16 protein-coding genes and 1 pseudogene are annotated in these 15,623 nt (G+C 49.6%); 10 read left to right on the top strand and 7 right to left on the bottom strand.

Going from position 1 to position 15,623, the window contains the following annotated elements; translation table 11 throughout:
- Positions 1-543: 543 nt before the first annotated feature.
- On the top strand, positions 544-1,707 hold the full coding sequence (locus ACJAXR_RS02580) for a type III PLP-dependent enzyme (protein WP_415056679.1): 1,164 nt from the start codon (positions 544-546) through the stop codon (positions 1,705-1,707).
- A 104-nt stretch (positions 1,708-1,811) separates the two neighbouring features.
- Here the strand turns inward: ACJAXR_RS02580 and ACJAXR_RS02575 are convergent, their stop codons facing one another.
- Positions 1,812-2,717, bottom strand: a complete 906-nt coding sequence (locus ACJAXR_RS02575; RefSeq protein ID WP_415056678.1) for an SDR family oxidoreductase — start codon at positions 2,715-2,717, stop codon at positions 1,812-1,814.
- Between the two features lie 1,079 nt (positions 2,718-3,796).
- Here ACJAXR_RS02575 and ACJAXR_RS02570 point away from each other — a divergent pair.
- Entirely contained in the window at positions 3,797-4,237 is a 441-nt protein-coding gene (locus tag ACJAXR_RS02570) for a hypothetical protein (RefSeq protein ID WP_415056677.1), read from the top strand.
- 1,028 nt (positions 4,238-5,265) lie between these two features.
- On the opposite strand, the gene ACJAXR_RS02565 is transcribed toward ACJAXR_RS02570, so the two are convergent.
- The 3 genes and pseudogenes from ACJAXR_RS02565 to ACJAXR_RS02555 all read right to left on the bottom strand — a co-directional run bounded on the left by ACJAXR_RS02565 (position 5,266) and on the right by ACJAXR_RS02555 (position 6,678).
- Positions 5,266-5,673 (bottom strand): DUF2177 family protein, encoded by a 408-nt coding sequence (locus ACJAXR_RS02565; protein ID WP_415056676.1) that lies wholly within the window; start codon positions 5,671-5,673, stop codon positions 5,266-5,268.
- A 332-nt stretch (positions 5,674-6,005) separates the two neighbouring features.
- A pseudogene (locus tag ACJAXR_RS02560) lies at positions 6,006-6,389 on the bottom strand (IS30 family transposase); the annotation flags it as partial.
- Entirely contained in the window at positions 6,361-6,678 is a 318-nt protein-coding gene (locus tag ACJAXR_RS02555) for a helix-turn-helix domain-containing protein (RefSeq protein ID WP_415056675.1), read from the bottom strand. The pseudogene ACJAXR_RS02560 and the gene ACJAXR_RS02555, both read right to left, overlap by 29 nt.
- A gap of 264 nt (positions 6,679-6,942) precedes the next feature.
- Between ACJAXR_RS02555 and ACJAXR_RS02550 the strand changes: the two genes are divergently transcribed.
- The 4 genes from ACJAXR_RS02550 to ACJAXR_RS02535 all read left to right on the top strand — a co-directional run bounded on the left by ACJAXR_RS02550 (position 6,943) and on the right by ACJAXR_RS02535 (position 9,006).
- Positions 6,943-7,350, top strand: coding sequence for a DCC1-like thiol-disulfide oxidoreductase family protein (locus tag ACJAXR_RS02550; RefSeq protein WP_415056674.1), 408 nt, complete (start codon positions 6,943-6,945; stop codon positions 7,348-7,350).
- A 94-nt stretch (positions 7,351-7,444) separates the two neighbouring features.
- A complete protein-coding gene (locus ACJAXR_RS02545; protein ID WP_415056673.1) occupies positions 7,445-7,666 on the top strand; it encodes a penicillin-binding protein in 222 nt (73 codons plus the stop codon).
- 101 nt (positions 7,667-7,767) lie between these two features.
- Positions 7,768-8,661: an alpha/beta fold hydrolase gene (locus ACJAXR_RS02540; protein ID WP_415056672.1), complete on the top strand. Its 894-nt coding sequence runs from the start codon at positions 7,768-7,770 to the stop codon at positions 8,659-8,661.
- A gap of 201 nt (positions 8,662-8,862) precedes the next feature.
- Positions 8,863-9,006, top strand: a complete 144-nt coding sequence (locus ACJAXR_RS02535) for an excalibur calcium-binding domain-containing protein (RefSeq protein WP_415056964.1) — start codon at positions 8,863-8,865, stop codon at positions 9,004-9,006.
- Positions 9,007-9,201: 195 nt separating this feature from the next.
- Here ACJAXR_RS02535 and ACJAXR_RS02530 read toward each other — a convergent pair whose 3' ends face one another.
- Complete coding sequence (locus tag ACJAXR_RS02530; RefSeq protein ID WP_415056671.1) at positions 9,202-9,555, bottom strand: hypothetical protein; 354 nt, start codon at positions 9,553-9,555, stop codon at positions 9,202-9,204.
- Positions 9,556-9,789: 234 nt separating this feature from the next.
- Between ACJAXR_RS02530 and ACJAXR_RS02525 the strand changes: the two genes are divergently transcribed.
- On the top strand, positions 9,790-10,989 hold the full coding sequence (locus tag ACJAXR_RS02525) for a serine hydrolase domain-containing protein (protein ID WP_415056670.1): 1,200 nt from the start codon (positions 9,790-9,792) through the stop codon (positions 10,987-10,989).
- 2 nt (positions 10,990-10,991) lie between these two features.
- Here the strand turns inward: ACJAXR_RS02525 and ACJAXR_RS02520 are convergent, their stop codons facing one another.
- Positions 10,992-11,438 (bottom strand): DUF3010 family protein, encoded by a 447-nt coding sequence (locus ACJAXR_RS02520; RefSeq protein ID WP_415056669.1) that lies wholly within the window; start codon positions 11,436-11,438, stop codon positions 10,992-10,994.
- A gap of 182 nt (positions 11,439-11,620) precedes the next feature.
- Between ACJAXR_RS02520 and ACJAXR_RS02515 the strand changes: the two genes are divergently transcribed.
- From ACJAXR_RS02515 to ACJAXR_RS02505, 3 genes are all read left to right on the top strand, one after another.
- Positions 11,621-12,418: a transglutaminase domain-containing protein gene (locus ACJAXR_RS02515; protein WP_415056668.1), complete on the top strand. Its 798-nt coding sequence runs from the start codon at positions 11,621-11,623 to the stop codon at positions 12,416-12,418.
- A gap of 149 nt (positions 12,419-12,567) precedes the next feature.
- Entirely contained in the window at positions 12,568-13,746 is a 1,179-nt protein-coding gene (locus tag ACJAXR_RS02510; protein ID WP_415056667.1) for a magnesium transporter, read from the top strand.
- 45 nt (positions 13,747-13,791) lie between these two features.
- Positions 13,792-14,142 (top strand): DUF3147 family protein, encoded by a 351-nt coding sequence (locus tag ACJAXR_RS02505; RefSeq protein ID WP_415056666.1) that lies wholly within the window; start codon positions 13,792-13,794, stop codon positions 14,140-14,142.
- 68 nt (positions 14,143-14,210) lie between these two features.
- Here the strand turns inward: ACJAXR_RS02505 and gltS are convergent, their stop codons facing one another.
- Positions 14,211-15,407, bottom strand: coding sequence for a sodium/glutamate symporter (gltS, locus tag ACJAXR_RS02500; protein ID WP_415056665.1), 1,197 nt, complete (start codon positions 15,405-15,407; stop codon positions 14,211-14,213).
- Positions 15,408-15,623: the final 216 nt, after the last annotated feature.

Below are 15,623 nucleotides of genomic sequence, written 5' to 3'. Positions count from 1 at the left end.
TGAAAAATACCGTCTTGTATACAAGCGGGTGTTCAACACGACAGAGCAGGTAACGTGCCAATCCCTGACAATGTCAGGTGACCAGTTTCAAAAGGGCATAAAAAACAATTAACTACGAAATATTTCAACAAATGGGCATTGTTGTACTGGCCATAATAGGCGAACCATATTCACGGCAGTGCGGTCTAAAATAGTGCTGATGGTCCTGTTTTGGTGCGCCGATCACAGCACAATCAAGCATGTACAGCTGTCATGAGCCGCCGGCAAGATAAACGAAATGACAGGTCCCTATTGACCAACGGATCGCTTGGTTTTAAGGTTCGCCCCGAACGTTGAGGCTGGCACGATCCATACGGCTCAAGTACTGACGACGAGACAGCAAGAGCGGTGGCAAATCCCCGTTCTTAGTGCTTTCGGCGCACGCCTTGGGAAGTAGGCGAACCAAAGTGGGGATACTGATCAGACGTTCGCACCCCCGGGTAGTGTCCTGACACGCCCCGAATCTGGACTACCCTCTAGAACAGTTACTTTGGAGCCAATACCATGTCTATTAAACTCGACGAATACTTTGACCTCGACACTTTTAGTCGCATCAAGGCTCGCGCCGATCAGCACGAAACCCCTTTTCTCGTGGTCGATCTGAAGACTATCGATCGCGCCTATGATGAGTTGGTTGAAGGTTTTCCGATTGCCAAGATTTATTACGCAGTCAAAGCCAACCCGTCAAATGAAGTGCTCAGCCTGCTCAAGGGAAAAGGCGCCAATTTCGACATCGCTTCCATCTATGAGCTGGATAAAGTCATGGCGCTGGGTGTAGAGCCAGAGCAGATCAGCTTTGGCAATACCATCAAGAAGTCCAAGCACATTCGGGCATTCTATGAGAAAGGTGTGCGCCTCTACGCCACTGATTCTGAGGCTGATCTGCGCAATATTGCCAAGGCCGCACCGGGCTCGAAAATCTATGTGCGCATCCTGACTGAGGGCTCGACTACGGCTGACTGGCCGTTGTCGCGCAAGTTCGGCTGCCAGACCGACATGGCCATGGATCTGCTGGTGCTGGCCCGCGAGCTGGGTCTGGACCCCTATGGTATTTCCTTCCACGTGGGTTCTCAGCAGCGCGACATCGGCGCCTGGGATGCGGCAATCGCTAAGGTCAAAGTGATTTTTGAGCGGTTGAAGGAAGAGGACGGCATCACCCTGAAGATGATCAACATGGGCGGTGGCTTCCCAGCCAACTACATCACCAAGACCAATACCCTGACAACCTATGCCGAAGAGATTACCCGCTTCCTGCAGGAAGATTTTGGCGACGAATTGCCCGAGATCATTCTTGAGCCGGGCCGCTCGTTGATCGCTAACGCAGGGATTCTGGTCAGTGAGGTTGTACTGGTTTCACGCAAGTCGCACACCGCGCTCGAACGCTGGATCTACACCGATGTAGGCAAGTTCTCCGGCTTGATCGAAACCATGGATGAGTCCATCAAGTTCCCGATCTATACGGAAAAGCAGGGTGAGCTGGAAGACGTGGTAATTGCCGGTCCAACGTGCGACAGCGCTGACATCATGTACGAAAGCTACAAATACGGCCTGCCACTGAACCTTGCCATCGGCGACCGCATGTACTGGCTGTCGACCGGTGCCTACACCACCAGCTACAGCGCCATCGAGTTCAACGGCTTCCCACCACTGGAAGCGTTCTACATCTGACGCCAGAAGCAGCTGCTAGTCCAAAACCAAAAAGCCCGCACTGACTGCCAGTGCGGGCTCCAAATATCACGGCAGCACAACCAGGCTGCCGCACATCTAAGCTATCAGCTGAACTTCTGGATATTAGCCATCAGTTCACGCAGTGCCTCGATGTTGTCCTTGGGATGCACAGCACCTTCAAAGTCGCACAGCTTCTCGAAGTTGGCAGCCACATCTTCCGGCGTAAAGCCCTCATCGGGGTTAAATCCGATACCCAGCGAACGCTCCCAGCGCACCTTGCCCATCCAGCCTCCACCGACTTCAAACAAGCTGCCGGTTTCCTTGGCCTCTTCAGAACACAGATACGCTACCAGCGGGCTGACAAGTTCAGGCTTGAGCTTGTCAAAGGCACCCTCAGGGAACAAACCTTCAGTCATACGCGTACCGCCGGTAGGGGCAATAGCGTTAACGAAGATGTTGTTCTTGCGGCCTTCAATCGCCAGGGTACGGGTCAGACCATACAGACCCAGTTTGGCCATGCCGTAGTTGGCCTGGCCGAAGTTGCCATAAATACCGGAAGTGGAAGCAGTAAAGATGATACGACCAAAGTTGTTGTCTTTCATGAAGGGCCAGGCTGCATGAGTCACCTTATAAGCGCCTTCAACGTGAACCTTGTAGACCAGATCCCAGTCAGCGTCGGTCATCTTGGCGAAGCTCTTGTCACGCAGGATGCCGGCATTGTTAACGACCACATCCACACGACCAAAATTGTCCATCGCGCACTGGACGATCTTCTCGCCGTCGATCACGTTATCCGGGTTGGCTACCGCAGTACCGCCGGCCGCCTTGATCTCTTCAACCACTTTCAGCGCCGCATCACTGTTGGCGCCTTCGCCCTGAGTGCTGCCACCCAGATCGTTGACGACAACTTTAGCGCCATGCTTGGCGAACAAAAGGGCGTGGGCACGACCAATGCCGCCGCCGGCACCGGTAACAATAACGACCTTGTCGTCAAAACGAATATCGCTCATGAAATGCTCCTATCTATCTGGGCAGGGTAAAAGGTCTGCCAGTGTTAAACACTTGTTTCAATTCGGCAAGAGGCACGCGCACCCTGAATGGCCCTGCATAAACCTGAGCTGACCTTCAGAGGTGCCTTAACTCGAAGCGTTTGGAGCACTAGGCCCAGGCTTTTGGGCTATAAATGGTCTTGGACAACCCAGCACGCAGTAGATTACTCTCAAGCCAAGCAAAAGATCGCACGAGTCATCCCGCCCCTCAGGCACGTACAGCCTGCCTTCCTAGCCCACCACCGCCTGTGTTTTATTCCATTTTTTCCTGAAGTGGACAGTGCGGTAGCGTGCTTGCAGAAAAACATCAATGGGTAGCGGATGACGGTGATCAAATACTGATCCTGTCGAAGGGTTATTTGTACAGTAGTAATGAATTCACGAAATGTGGAAGCCAAGTGAATACGTCAAGCAACGGGGCTGTGGATATAGGTCTCCGTTTTGAAAAAAAAAGGACTAGGGTCTTGAAGGAATTTCCGGTGTTATACCGAAACCACCGTTATGCATTAATATCGCGTGCGATCTGATCATTGTTAGGCTCACTATATGAAAGTAATTAATACTAAAGTGGCGCATTCGGCTTCAGTAGCTTGTGGAATCACTCTTTCTGTAGAATCATTTTTTTTCTACTTTGTAATAATCATCCCGAACATTCTGGCAGGAAGCTTTAGGCTGTTACATTTCGCAACCTTACTAATTGGATTTTTAATTTTTTTTTGTTTTGGTTATATAATATGTAGGTTCATGTTGTTAATTTTATACCCAATATATTTGTGGGTATCGAAAACACTCTCAATAATAATTTTCATTCTAGTAGGGGCTTTGGTACCGATAATGACGGTGTACCTCATTGGGCCAGTATATACATCTGCATTAGACGCGCCGTTTTCTATGGATTATAAATCAATGCTAGGACATATTGTATTCGGCTTTTTCGGTTCATGTTGCGCTATTTCAGCCTGGTATGTTTTAAGAAAGCATGAACCTAACAATACATTACAGCGGACAAGCCGCTGAATACGGCGTTATCTTGAAAACTTATGAATAAAATTCAATTAAAATATGTTTTTATGTTTGGAGCCTTTCTCTTTATTTTTGGCTTGATCTATGGAATTGCTTTCGCGTTTCCGTCGCCCGATGTTCCATCAGAAAAAGTTAATGTGTCAATCTCCTTTTGGAGTTTAAGTGTTGGTGTGGTTTTGATCGAAATATCTATAATAGGTGGCATGACAAGAGTTATTTTCAATTATTTACCCACATCTTTGAGTGTTCTTTTAACTGGGGTTTTTCTGGTGGCATCAGGTTGCATATATGGAGTTCAATTTGTCTTTCCGTTACCAAGACCTCCGCCTGATGGGCTATTATGGGCATGCCATATTTTTGCCAGCATAACTCTTTTTCTGGTTGGGTTACTACTTTTAATACTATTTTTTTTAAAGAAGTTTATGGCTAACAAAGCATTGCAGCGGACAAGCCGCTGAATACGGTGTTAGGTTTTCAGGAAAAACATGAGTAATACTTTATATATTGCCTTAATTTTTAATTTTAATTGGTTGTGTTTTAGAATAAGGCTATCCAACAGAATGGAGTAGTGTCGAAAAACAGGGTAAGAACGCCCTGATATGTCAGGCTCTTACGAAAATACTGGAATTAAAACTTCTAGTGATTATCAGTCATTACTAACACAATTCTTAGGGCTTAATAATTGTGATTTTGATACGGCAAGCCTTACGATTAAAAAACTTGATAGGATCGATTGCCCTAAATAAAAAAGAAACAGTCGGAACAAAATAATTTATTTATCCAACTGACTCAGCCTGTGGCAAAGACGGGTATTGGGTAATAGAAAGCAATTATTTCATAATCGTGAAGGAGTACTAGGAAAGGAATGGAAGACCTTTTTTTGTCTATTGCAGGTTCAGAAAATAGTTGGATTTTGTTCAAGAGAAGATCTAACAAGGCCATAAAGTAAAAGACACATAATAGTTGGCTGAAGCATTAATTGGGGTCAGATGAACATTACTAAGCCAGAATACGGTATCTATGTGGCCCTGCAGAGGATCAAAAAAATTAATGATCATCTGACTCCAATTACCGACCCACGGCGACTCCCATTACATTGCCCCTTTGGATCCATTCCTCGGGCGTGCGTACTGGAAGGGTTATGAGCTATAGCGTGCATCGAGAAAACTATGAGTAATCGGCTTCCGTAAGAACCTAAGTTTGCGTATCCACTCCTGAATTCAACGCATAAGTGCAACGCTCACCCCCGCATATACTTCGTACGGCGTCTTCCACCTCAGACGTTTGCGTGGGCGTATATTGATCTTCGTTGCGCCCTTGCTTATTCGCGGTGAGGGTCAATGTGATCATCCGGGATGGAAGAGTTAACTAATTCGTAAGAAATGTGCAGAAAATGTTCAAATTTACGTTTCTCTATAAATAGTTCTGGCGCAATTTGCGGCGAAGTCTTCGTGGTTGAAAAAAAATCCTACGGACCTTTTGTGCCTCAACTTTGAAAACGCAGCATCAGCCAGACAGCAGCCCATGCAGAAAATCCTGTCAACACCGCGCCCCACGTTGTATCGGTTACAACCATCACCCATGACCAGTCTTTCATGATCGACATGGACGTGAATTCGTAGGTCCCGTACGCCATTGCGCCGATAATCGCGCCATGCAAGCCCGCGCGGGCTGGATCCGCGTCACGCAACGCCGGCATTGAAACGAGAAAAACCAATCCGGCAACATAAGCGAGATAAAATAGTCCAGCCGGGGCCAACATCAGACCATCTCGCATTGAATCGCCAAGATGTTGTGTAAAAAGTGGCTTCATCACAAAGGTAAGCATTACGGCGTCCAACGCGAGAAATATGAATGCGGTAAGGAAATATAAGATCAAAGTGTCCACTCCCATGATTTTTATCCAAAGACGCAACGAAGAAACTTTATTATTGAGGATCAGCGGAACGTCACATTTTAATTAGTTCACCCAGTTTTGAGGGTGCAACCGTCCCCCGCCGGCGGCATCAATGTGCGAAGGTAGGCTTGCAATGATCCACAAAAATAAAATAGATGATTCTTCACTTTACACAGTCGGACTTGATTTGGCGAAAAATGTATTCCAAGTGCATGAATCTGATGGCGCAGGCCGAGTAGTTCCGCGCAAGAAGTTACGGCGAATTGAGGTTCTGGTGTTTTTCAGCCAAAGTATATGATCGACGCGGGCGCGAATGACACGGCCCCTGCCACGGTCATCTTGCTGAAGTCCCTGCCCTTGGGGAAGTACTGCCGCAATAAACCATTGGTGTTCTCGTTGGTGCCGCGCTGCCAGGATGCATAAGGGTCAGCGAAGTAAACATCACAGCTGCTTTTCAGAGCGATCCTTTCGTGATTAGCAAACTCCTTACCGTTGTCCAGCGTGAGCGTATGCACCTGATGCCCTTTCGGTTGAATATTGATGGCTTGTGTCACCTGACGGCGAGTTCTGCGTTTGATAGGATACGCACTGAGATAGCCACTTTTGCGATCCACCAACGTGACCAGATTACCCCCTTTGCTATGCACTGTGTCGCCTTTCCATTCACCGATTCTTTAGCGGGTTTCAAGCTCCGTAGGGCCCTCGCTTGTCGATATCGATAAAGCGATAAATCCATTTATGACTGACCGCGTGCTCAGAGCCTTCAAACCGCAGTTGATTGGCGATTTGCTCAGGGCTGAACTCCTTCGCAAGCCAGATGGGTAAGCGTTGACATAACCATGCCCTGGGCTTGCAGAATTTGCGTGCATTGGTACGCCGATAATCGCATTGGCTCCCCGCTTGCTCAGCCCTGTAAAGGCGTCCGTTGCTGTCGCGTCTAACCTCTCGGCTGACGGTCGAGGGATGAGCACCAATCTGTTTTGCAATGCGCGACAGGGACATGTCAGAAGCCAATCCGGCTTCAATCTGGTAACGTTGGCTCTCTGCATATCGTTTTAAGCGTTGCACTTATTCTATGAATTCAGGACCCGATTCTACATTGAATCAGAAAAATTCATTGATTTGATAAGCCGTTATGCGCCAGACAATAATCCTTTACACTTGCTACTTAGACCCTAACCAAGCGCTTTTGCCGGACAATTTATTCACCGCTTCGCGGCTACAAAATTGCCGCAAAGCTCTACGTTATCAGGCAGGAAAAACTGAGTGAACCGTGAAGTTATAGATCTCGTTTATGATCGCGAATGCCCAGCATGCAACGCTTATTGCCAAGTAGTTCAAATACGCAAAAGTGTCGGGGATTTACGAATCGTAGACGCACGCGAAAACAGTGAGGTGCTGACGGAAATCACCTCGCAAGGCCTGGATATAGATCAGGGAATGGTGCTAAAAATGGGAAATCAGCTTTATTACGGTTCCGATGCAATACATGAATTGGCTCTAATCGGCAGCCGTTCTGGAGTTTTCAATCGCCTAAACTATTGGGTATTTAAGTCAAAAACAGTATCGCGTATTCTTTATCCCGTCCTTAGATTCTGCCGAAACTTCCTGTTGAAAATTCTAGGCAAGCATAAAATCAATAATCTAGGTTCTAAGAATAATGAAAAGTTTTAACTTCCTCATAACAAGCGTACGCAGTCGGACCCAGCAGAACCGGGCTGCTGATGCGAGAGTTATGAATAAAGACCATTAGAGGATGAGTACGGAAATGAGTGAAAAAATGAGTTTGTCTTCCTTGGAAGCATTGAAAATTGCTTTTACTTATATGCCAAGATCAATTGAAGTAACTAAATTTGAGTATGGTGATCGCTACCAGAAAGTATTAGATCACATTGAGGCAGTTAGAGAAATATTACTGATTAATGACGTTGACCCTGATGAGGTTTATGGTGAAATAAACCCCGAGAATTCTCCTAACTCAACATATTAATTTGGTAATAGTCGCGCAGTTAAATAATGAGTATTGTTAGCTTCCTGTACATGCAAATTCATAACAAACCGCGATCAGATCCGTACAGAGAGGAGTCCTCGATGCTCAGTTGGGCCACATGGGAAGAGTTCAAATCTTCGCAGCAGGAAATCAAGCTGCCGGCGGGTACGGTTGCTCATATACCAGTCACCATCCGTTACATTGACACCGGTCAGGATTTCAAAGGCACTATTCTCTTGATGCATGGGATACCGACGTGGGGATACCTATATCACGCTGTAATCCCTCTCCTCGTGCAAGCTGGGTATCGAGTTATTGCGCCTGATTTTCTGGGTCATGGCTGGTCCGACCGCCGAGACCGCTTTGACCGTTCGTTTCAAGACCAGGCCCGTATGATTATTTCGCTACTAGATGCCCTTCATTTGGATTGCGTGGACCTGGTAGGCCATGACACGGGGGGAGCAGTAGCACTCATTCTGGCGATCGAGCATCAACCGCGAGTCAATCGGCTAGTGATTACAAATGCAGTCTGTTACGACAGATTCGATGATGACATGCTCGACTTTGGTCATCCATTTAGGTGGAAGTCTCGTCCGATCGCCGATTTGGTGGAAGCACTGGAGGTGAGTCTCGCAGCCGGTCTGTCGGACCATAGTCGACTGACAACGGAGTTTCGGGCGGGAATTATTGCCCCATGGTCCAGTGAAGAAGGGAAGTTGAGTTTGCTTCGGAATGCGTCCGCGCTGAACGCCAACCAGACTATGGCCCTAGTCGACCGACATGCAAGCATCTCTGCCCCGACAATGATTCTATGGGGAATGGATGATCCATGGCAAAAATCAACGGATGGGGTACAACTGTCAAACGAGATTCCAGAGGCGCTATTTAAACCGCTCAATGGAGCTTCTCATTGGGTACAACAGGATGCACCTGAAGAGTTCACGGCGGCACTGCTTGAGTTTCTGGCAAACACGCCTAACAATAAATTCAGCTGACGCAGTAAGCTGCGCGGCTGATTTGGGACGTTAGATCCATGAGCAGAAACTGGTGGAATCTTGATAAAGCTAATAATTTACGTATTGCTTGCATTCGTGGGCTGGAATTACTACCAAAAAAATATCGCTACAACACAAGCGGATATATCGCCAACATCTCAAGCATTCCAAGCTCCCATAGCTGCGTTGGTACAACCAGTTATGAGTTTTTCATGTGATGGCAGGCAACATTGCAGTCAAATGAATTCGAGAGATGAAGCTGAATATTTTTTAAGAAACTGTCCCAACACAAAAATGGACGGAGATAACGATGGAGTGCCGTGTGAGCGCGACTCCAGATTTTAGAGCATAGTTGCATTCATTCCCCTAATAATGGGTTCTAACTGTCCGCTGTGCTATTAGGGGTGAGTTAAAGTCCCCCCCCCCCCCCGGAGTATGTGTTTAAAATGCTTGAGCTCACTAATAGTGTGGCTACCCGACCGACTGAAGGGCAATTCAGCATTACCGTGTGGCCAAGGGACTACGTGGCTAGGCTACACTTTACCGTGCACGCCGTATGGCAATAAAACTTTTAATGTACACAACTAGTGCAAACAGACTGACCGCCATCATCACGCCCACCCGGAATACGGCAAGCATATCCTCGCGGCCAATGGAGCCTAGCAGCGGCATGATGAGTGCTAAGGAAATCAAAAGGGTCAATCCGGCAATAATATGAGCAGCAATTTTATTGTCCTTTTTAAAAGGTACAACCAACAAGGCTAGCGCGATGCCAAAAAACACGGGTATCAATATTGTCATGGAGCGTGATTCTACCGCTACATTCAGATACGCCCAAAGACCGAATACCACCAAAACGGCGGCGTTGAGAATGGTTGCTTGATACGGCTTCATTAATTCCTCTCAGATTTTCAATAAATAGTGGGATGTCGTAATAGATTGAGAAACCCTAGAGTCAGGTGACTCAGATAGATCTGGGATCAGATTGTGGCTTCATTCTTTACATCAAAGCCTTAAGACATTGCCATATCAACTAACAGAAGATCACCATAATTTATGTGTCTAAAAACATCGGCTGAAAATCTGCTCGTTTTACTAGTATAGATATACAAAATAAAGGGACTAAGCATGAAAAAATCGATCATATCAATCGTGGTTTTGCTTGTGGTGGGGTGTGGCCTGTTCTGGGCGACAGCTAACAAAGACATGCGCAGGCTGATCCTGAACTTTCCGACTGATACCAGTGTGCTCTTCTGGTCTACCCCGGAGCGCGATGCCGCCTTTCGGGCTTTGGACCGGTTGCCTGTCCTTTCAACCTCGAGGGTGATTCCTGCCGGTGGGAATGTCTATCCCTTACCGGAAGGCGCCCCGCTCGATGTGGGTATGGATATCGATGCGTTTATGGAGAACCAGCGCGCCGCCGCTCTGGTGATCGTCCATGATGGCAAGATTAGACTTGAGAAGTATGGATTGGACTTTGGTCCTGAGGGCCGCTGGACCAGTTTCTCTGTGGCTAAATCCTTTACCTCGACACTGGTGGGTGTCGCTATTAAGGATGGTTATATCAAAAGTATCGATGACACCGTCTCAGAGTATATTCCCGACCTTAAGGGGTCTGCCTACGACAACGTCACGATCAAGCAGTTGCTGACGATGACATCGGGTGTGAAATGGAATGAGGACTACGCTGACCCTCAATCAGATGTCGCGCTATTCACTGCCCACAAAGCCGAACCGGGCGTTGATGTCACTGTGAGTTACATGCGTCAATTGGAATCCGAGGCACCACCCGGCACTAAGTGGGTTTATAAAACCGGTGAGACCAATCTGATCGGCGTGCTGGCCAGTTCGGCGGCCAACAAGACCCTGTCGGAATATCTTTCGGAAAAAGTCTGGAAGCCGTTTGGCATGGAACAGGATGCGACGTGGCTGTTGGGGTCGACCGGGCATGAAATCAGTGGTTGCTGCATACAAGCTGCCACCCGGGACTACGCGCGCTTCGGGCTGTTCATCATGGGTGGCGGCATAGCCGATGGGCAGGAGGTATTGCCTGATAACTGGCTTGCGGAGGCAACCACTAAGCAGGCGGACATTGGTATGCCCGGACAGGGCTACGGCTATCAATGGTGGACTCTGGATGCTGGCGCTTATCTAGCCCAGGGCATTTTCGGCCAGGGAATCTTCATCGATCCCAAGCGGCAACTGGTGATCGCTTCGAATGGCAACTGGCCACAGGCAACGGATAGTCAAGGTGGCGAACAGGGTAAAGAGCGCTTAGCCTTCTACCGGCAGGTACAACAGGCAGTCGATAGGGAGGCTCAGCCATAGCTTCAAACGACTGAAGCGGCGTATTTGTCTTTCATCAAATACGCATAGGCTGTATTGAACGCTACCTCTTGATAGACCTTGAGGTCAGTGTCGGCATAGGTGATCTGTATCGGATTGCGCTTCAATGAGTCCTTGATGTCAGTCGTAGACAGGATCACTACGTTCAGGTCATTGATCAGCTCGATGGCCGCTTCCAGCTTGAACCCTACCGCTCCGCCAGCAAATTTGCCTTTCATTGGCCGCTGTCGGATTACTACGCGGTCTACCTGGTAATCCTGCATCAACTTGGCAAAGGTCTGCTGAAAATAGCGCAGTTCGCGGGAGCTATTGATATCCGTCAGTGTCAGCCGCCGAGAGCGAAAATCAGGCAGCTCAAAAATTTCGTCTGTCAGCGACAACAAACATACATTCACATCATTACTGTTGATTTCAACGCCACACACTTTCATAGGGCACCCGTCTTGGCTAGATGCGCGCAGTGTAGCGCAAAATATCATGGTTAATTTGGGTATCGCTGCCGAGGCGCGCCACTACAAGCCTGCGCTAAAGCCCGGCGTTAGGCGTAAAGTCATCACATGCAGCTGGTAAGGTGTTATTCGATCTCTTATCCGTACAGTGGAGTAGGTCTCTTATGTGGATGCGTGCCACCTGTTTTCTCGAATTTAATAGCCTCGTTGCGACGCCGTTCATATTTATGTTGCGTCCACGCAGCGGTTGGCAACAGTGGATAGGTTGTGAACAGTACCTGTTGAGCTCTGGTGTGTCGGCGGTAGAGTTTACCGATCCATTTGGCAATCTATGTCAGCGTTTGATGGCTCCGGCTGGGCTTTTTTCAATAAGCACGTCGTTTGATGTAGATATCTCTATGGGCTCTGATATTGCGCCTGGGGCTCCCTTTGTTGAAGTGCAGGAGTTGCCAGTCGAAACCCTGCCATTTTTGCTCCCTAGTCGATTTTGTGAATCTGACCGCTGTACTCAACTAGCGTCCTCTATCGTGGCAGGACGTCTTGCTGGGTATGATCAATGCAGCGCGATAACAGAGTACATTCGGCAAACCATCGACTATACGCCAGGTGCTGGGCAGCTGAGTGTCAGTGCCTGTGAGGTCAACCAGCAATCACAGGCGGTCTGTCGAGACATGGCACATTTGGGCATCGCCTGTTGTCGTGCGCTCTCCATCCCGGCGCGTATGGTCGTTGGGTATCTCGAAAACCTGCAACCGATGGACATGCATGCCTGGTTTGAAGCTTACGTTGGCGGGCGTTGGTACACCTTTGATCCGACGCAAAGCGATATGTTGGGTGGCCGTATAGCTGTCGCCTACGGTCGCGACGCGGCTGACGTGGCTATTTATACGCAGTTTGGTGATCTGGTCGAGTTACTCCAACTGAATGTCACTATGGCGCCGATCAATGCACCGACCTGCTAACCATGCTTTATTCCGCGCAGGGCGTGTACTGCGTCACACCAAGGCGCTGGTATTTCCAATCGGAGAATATAGGGCATGACTTCTTCATGTTGGCGGTGAGCCGGGTATAAGCTGTAGTGAAGATCTCCCGTCATCATCAGGATCACGCTATGTCGAACAATATCGGACTCACCGAGCGAGTAGAGGAAATCAGGCAAATGCCGTCCGTTGAAGCGGCAGAGTCGCTGGCAAGACTGACGCCTGATGAGATTCAGTTTATTCTTTCGCGCCTGCCCTATGATCAAGCTATGGACGTTGCGTCGCATCTGGCGGATTCAGTGGGGGCGGAGGATCATGCGACCAAAGCGGTGCTGTCCGGGGTTGAAGAGACCATTGGGGAACTGATGACGCCGGCTACGGCTATTTTGCCCGCAACCTTCACCGTGGCTGAAGCGTTGGCTTTTCTGGTCAAAAGTTCTGATCTGTCTGAAATCAGCTACATCTTTGCTACCGAGTCTGATCGTCTGGTGGGCGTGGTTGGCATGCGTGATCTGATTCTTGCCAAGCCGTCTGAGCCGTTGGCGGATATCATGATTCAAAATCCCTTTGCCTTTGGCGTCGATACATCCATTCAGGAAGCAGTGGGCGAAGTGCTTTATCGTCACTACCCCCTTTACCCGGTGGTCGATGATGCCCATCAGGTGGTAGGTGTTGTGCATGGCTGGAAGCTGTATGAGCGCATCGCGTCGGAGCTCAGTGGGCAAGCCGGTGCGCAATATGGTGTTGATAAAGAGGAGCAGGTCAGCACCTCGGTATTCGAGTCCTTCCGTATGCGGCATCCGTGGTTGCTGGTTAACCTGGTCACCGCTTTCGCCGCCGCCTTTGTAGTGGGTACGTTTGAAGACACCATTACCCAGATAGTCGCCCTGGCTGCTTTCCTGCCGGTGCTTGCCGGCCAAAGCGGCAATACCGGCTGTCAGGCCCTAGCTATTACACTCAGGGGTATGACGCTGGGCCAGCTGCGCGACTTTCCGGTTCGCAAGCTGTTACGCAAAGAAATTTTGTTGGGCGCGCTCAATGGGTCTGTTGTTGGTTTTATCGCAGGGGGCGCGATGTTTTTCTATGCCCGAATGACCGGGTCGGTTGAGCCTCTACTCCTGGGACTCGTGATCATGATCTCCATGATTGGCTCTTGCATAGGCAGTGGCCTTTTTGGCGTGCTGGTTCCGCTGACGCTAAAACGCTTCGGCGCCGATCCAGCGACTGCTAGCAGTATTTTTCTGACAACGTTCACCGACGTGCTTGGTATGGGGCTGATGCTTGCGCTGGCTACGACACTGGTGCTGTAGGTAAGTGACCGGGGGCAAGCGGGGGGCTCGAGGGGGTACACAGATTTGACTTACTACATTGTAAAGATTGCGCTGACGGCGGTTCTGGTTGTTTTGATTTCGGAGATTTCCAAACGCAGTTCCTTTATTGGGGCAGTGCTTGCCTCGGTGCCACTGACGTCTGTTCTGGCGATGCTATGGCTGTACCTGGACACCGGGGACGCCGCCAAGGTGAGTGCGCTCGCAGGCAGCGTGTTCTGGCTGGTGTTGCCGTCATTGGCGTTATTTGTGGCGCTGCCGATTCTGTTGGCGCAGGGAGTCAACTTCTACCTGAGTCTTGCGGCATCCATGGGTATCACTGCTATCTGTTACTGGGCAATGGTTATTGTGCTGCGTTATTACGGTGTTGAGCTTTGATCTGTCTGCGTACTCTATTTACACGGACTGGCAGAACTGCAGCGCCTCGCTAAACTGCCCAGCTGCTCTCATCCCTGGAAAATTCCCAGGCTCAGCAGCAGCTGCACCAGCGTCGCATTGGCAATATCGATGAAAAATGCACCGAGCAGTGGTATGACCAGATAGGCCTTGTGGCTGGGCCCGAATCGGTTGGTGAGGGCGTTCATATTGGCGATGCCAATCGGCGTGGCACCCAAGCCCATACCGATAAAGCCTGAACTTATACAGGCGGCGTCATAGTCTCGGCCCAGCAGGGGAAAGACGACAAAGACGGTCAGCAGCGTGACTACAATCGCTTGCATGACCATGACCACGCTTATCAGTCCGAAAGCCCCCTGCAGAGATAGAAGCGGCAGACTGATCAGGCTCATGCCGAGGAAAAGTTGTAGGCTCAGGTCCCCGGCCAGTTGTATGGGTCGGTTATCAATCTCGATATTGAACAGTTCGAGACCGTTGGTCAGTGCTATGCCCAGAAACATGGCTGTCAGGAAAGCGGGTAAACGGATGCCTACGCCGGACAGCCAACCGTAAATGCTAGCGCCAAGGGCAAAGCACAAGGCTATCAGCAAGACGGCGGTCAGGACGCTGTTCAACTCTATGATGTAGGTGACCTTGTTGCCCGATTCAATGTGCTGCATCTCCGAGGCAGGCTCGCTCGAATGTAGATTATTGCGTCGGATCAGCCACGCACCCACCGGCCCGCCAATCAATCCGCCCATGATCAGCCCAGCTGTGGCGAAGGTCATGCCTATGGAGCTGGCATTGGCCAGACTAAAATGTTCCTCGAAGAGTTGGCCCCAGGTGATAGCGGTGCCATGTCCGCCTGCTAACGACACGCTGCCGCCTATCAGTCCCAGAAGAGGGTTTTCACCTGCGGCCATGGCGATCAGAGTGCCGGTCAGGTTCTGGAATATCAGTAGCGCTACTGCCAGCCCGAGCATGATCGCCAGCGCCTTGCCACCCTCTAGCATTTGGCGCAGCCGTGCCGACAGTCCTACGGTGCTGAAAAAGGAGATCAGCAGTAGATCTCTTAGGTGCAGATCAAAACGGACATCACGCCCTGTGGTAGCTTCGATCGTTGCGACTAGGCTACTGATCAGCAGCCCACCGGTGACAGCCGGGGGAATGTTGTATGTCTGCAGCAAGGACACTCTGCGATTGATGTGAAAACCTATCCAGAGAGCGATAATGGCGATCGCCATTGTAACGGGCGTATTAATGTCCATGGGCTGTCCTGAGGAGTCTCAGTGCTAAGCCTAGCAGGGCTGCCACTAGGGTGAAATTGATCCGCGTCATCATATGATCTGGCTTGTGAAAACGGTGGATCCTGCAATACCGTCTTTATGCCCTGGTACCTTTCTCTTCGATGAAACGCTAGAATACTGGCCGCGCGCAGCCATATTGGTTGCGGCAATGGGTTCCCTAACCCCATGTCACACCAA

It is taken from the genome of Halopseudomonas sp. (assembly GCF_047631575.1).
In the GTDB taxonomy this organism is placed as follows: domain Bacteria; phylum Pseudomonadota; class Gammaproteobacteria; order Pseudomonadales; family Pseudomonadaceae; genus Halopseudomonas.
Note: the sequence above shows the minus strand (reverse complement) of the source record. Positions and strands in the feature narration are given on the sequence as shown.

Coding starts and splice junctions, on each gene's coding strand:
- ACJAXR_RS02575 (WP_415056678.1), bottom strand. CDS start 2,717: ATGAGCGATATTCGTTTTGACGACAAGGTCGTTATTGTTACCGGTGCC.
- ACJAXR_RS02530 (WP_415056671.1), bottom strand. CDS start 9,555: ATGAAGCCGTATCAAGCAACCATTCTCAACGCCGCCGTTTTGGTGGTA.
- ACJAXR_RS02520 (WP_415056669.1), bottom strand. CDS start 11,438: ATGAAAGTGTGTGGCGTTGAAATCAACAGTAATGATGTGAATGTATGT.
- ACJAXR_RS02510 (WP_415056667.1), top strand. CDS start 12,568: ATGTCGAACAATATCGGACTCACCGAGCGAGTAGAGGAAATCAGGCAA.
- ACJAXR_RS02565 (WP_415056676.1), bottom strand. CDS start 5,673: ATGGGAGTGGACACTTTGATCTTATATTTCCTTACCGCATTCATATTT.
- ACJAXR_RS02545 (WP_415056673.1), top strand. CDS start 7,445: ATGAGTGAAAAAATGAGTTTGTCTTCCTTGGAAGCATTGAAAATTGCT.
- ACJAXR_RS02540 (WP_415056672.1), top strand. CDS start 7,768: ATGCTCAGTTGGGCCACATGGGAAGAGTTCAAATCTTCGCAGCAGGAA.
- ACJAXR_RS02555 (WP_415056675.1), bottom strand. CDS start 6,678: ATGTCCCTGTCGCGCATTGCAAAACAGATTGGTGCTCATCCCTCGACC.
- gltS (WP_415056665.1), bottom strand. CDS start 15,407: ATGGACATTAATACGCCCGTTACAATGGCGATCGCCATTATCGCTCTC.
- ACJAXR_RS02525 (WP_415056670.1), top strand. CDS start 9,790: ATGAAAAAATCGATCATATCAATCGTGGTTTTGCTTGTGGTGGGGTGT.
- ACJAXR_RS02570 (WP_415056677.1), top strand. CDS start 3,797: ATGAATAAAATTCAATTAAAATATGTTTTTATGTTTGGAGCCTTTCTC.
- ACJAXR_RS02580 (WP_415056679.1), top strand. CDS start 544: ATGTCTATTAAACTCGACGAATACTTTGACCTCGACACTTTTAGTCGC.
- ACJAXR_RS02535 (WP_415056964.1), top strand. CDS start 8,863: ATGAGTTTTTCATGTGATGGCAGGCAACATTGCAGTCAAATGAATTCG.
- ACJAXR_RS02515 (WP_415056668.1), top strand. CDS start 11,621: ATGTGGATGCGTGCCACCTGTTTTCTCGAATTTAATAGCCTCGTTGCG.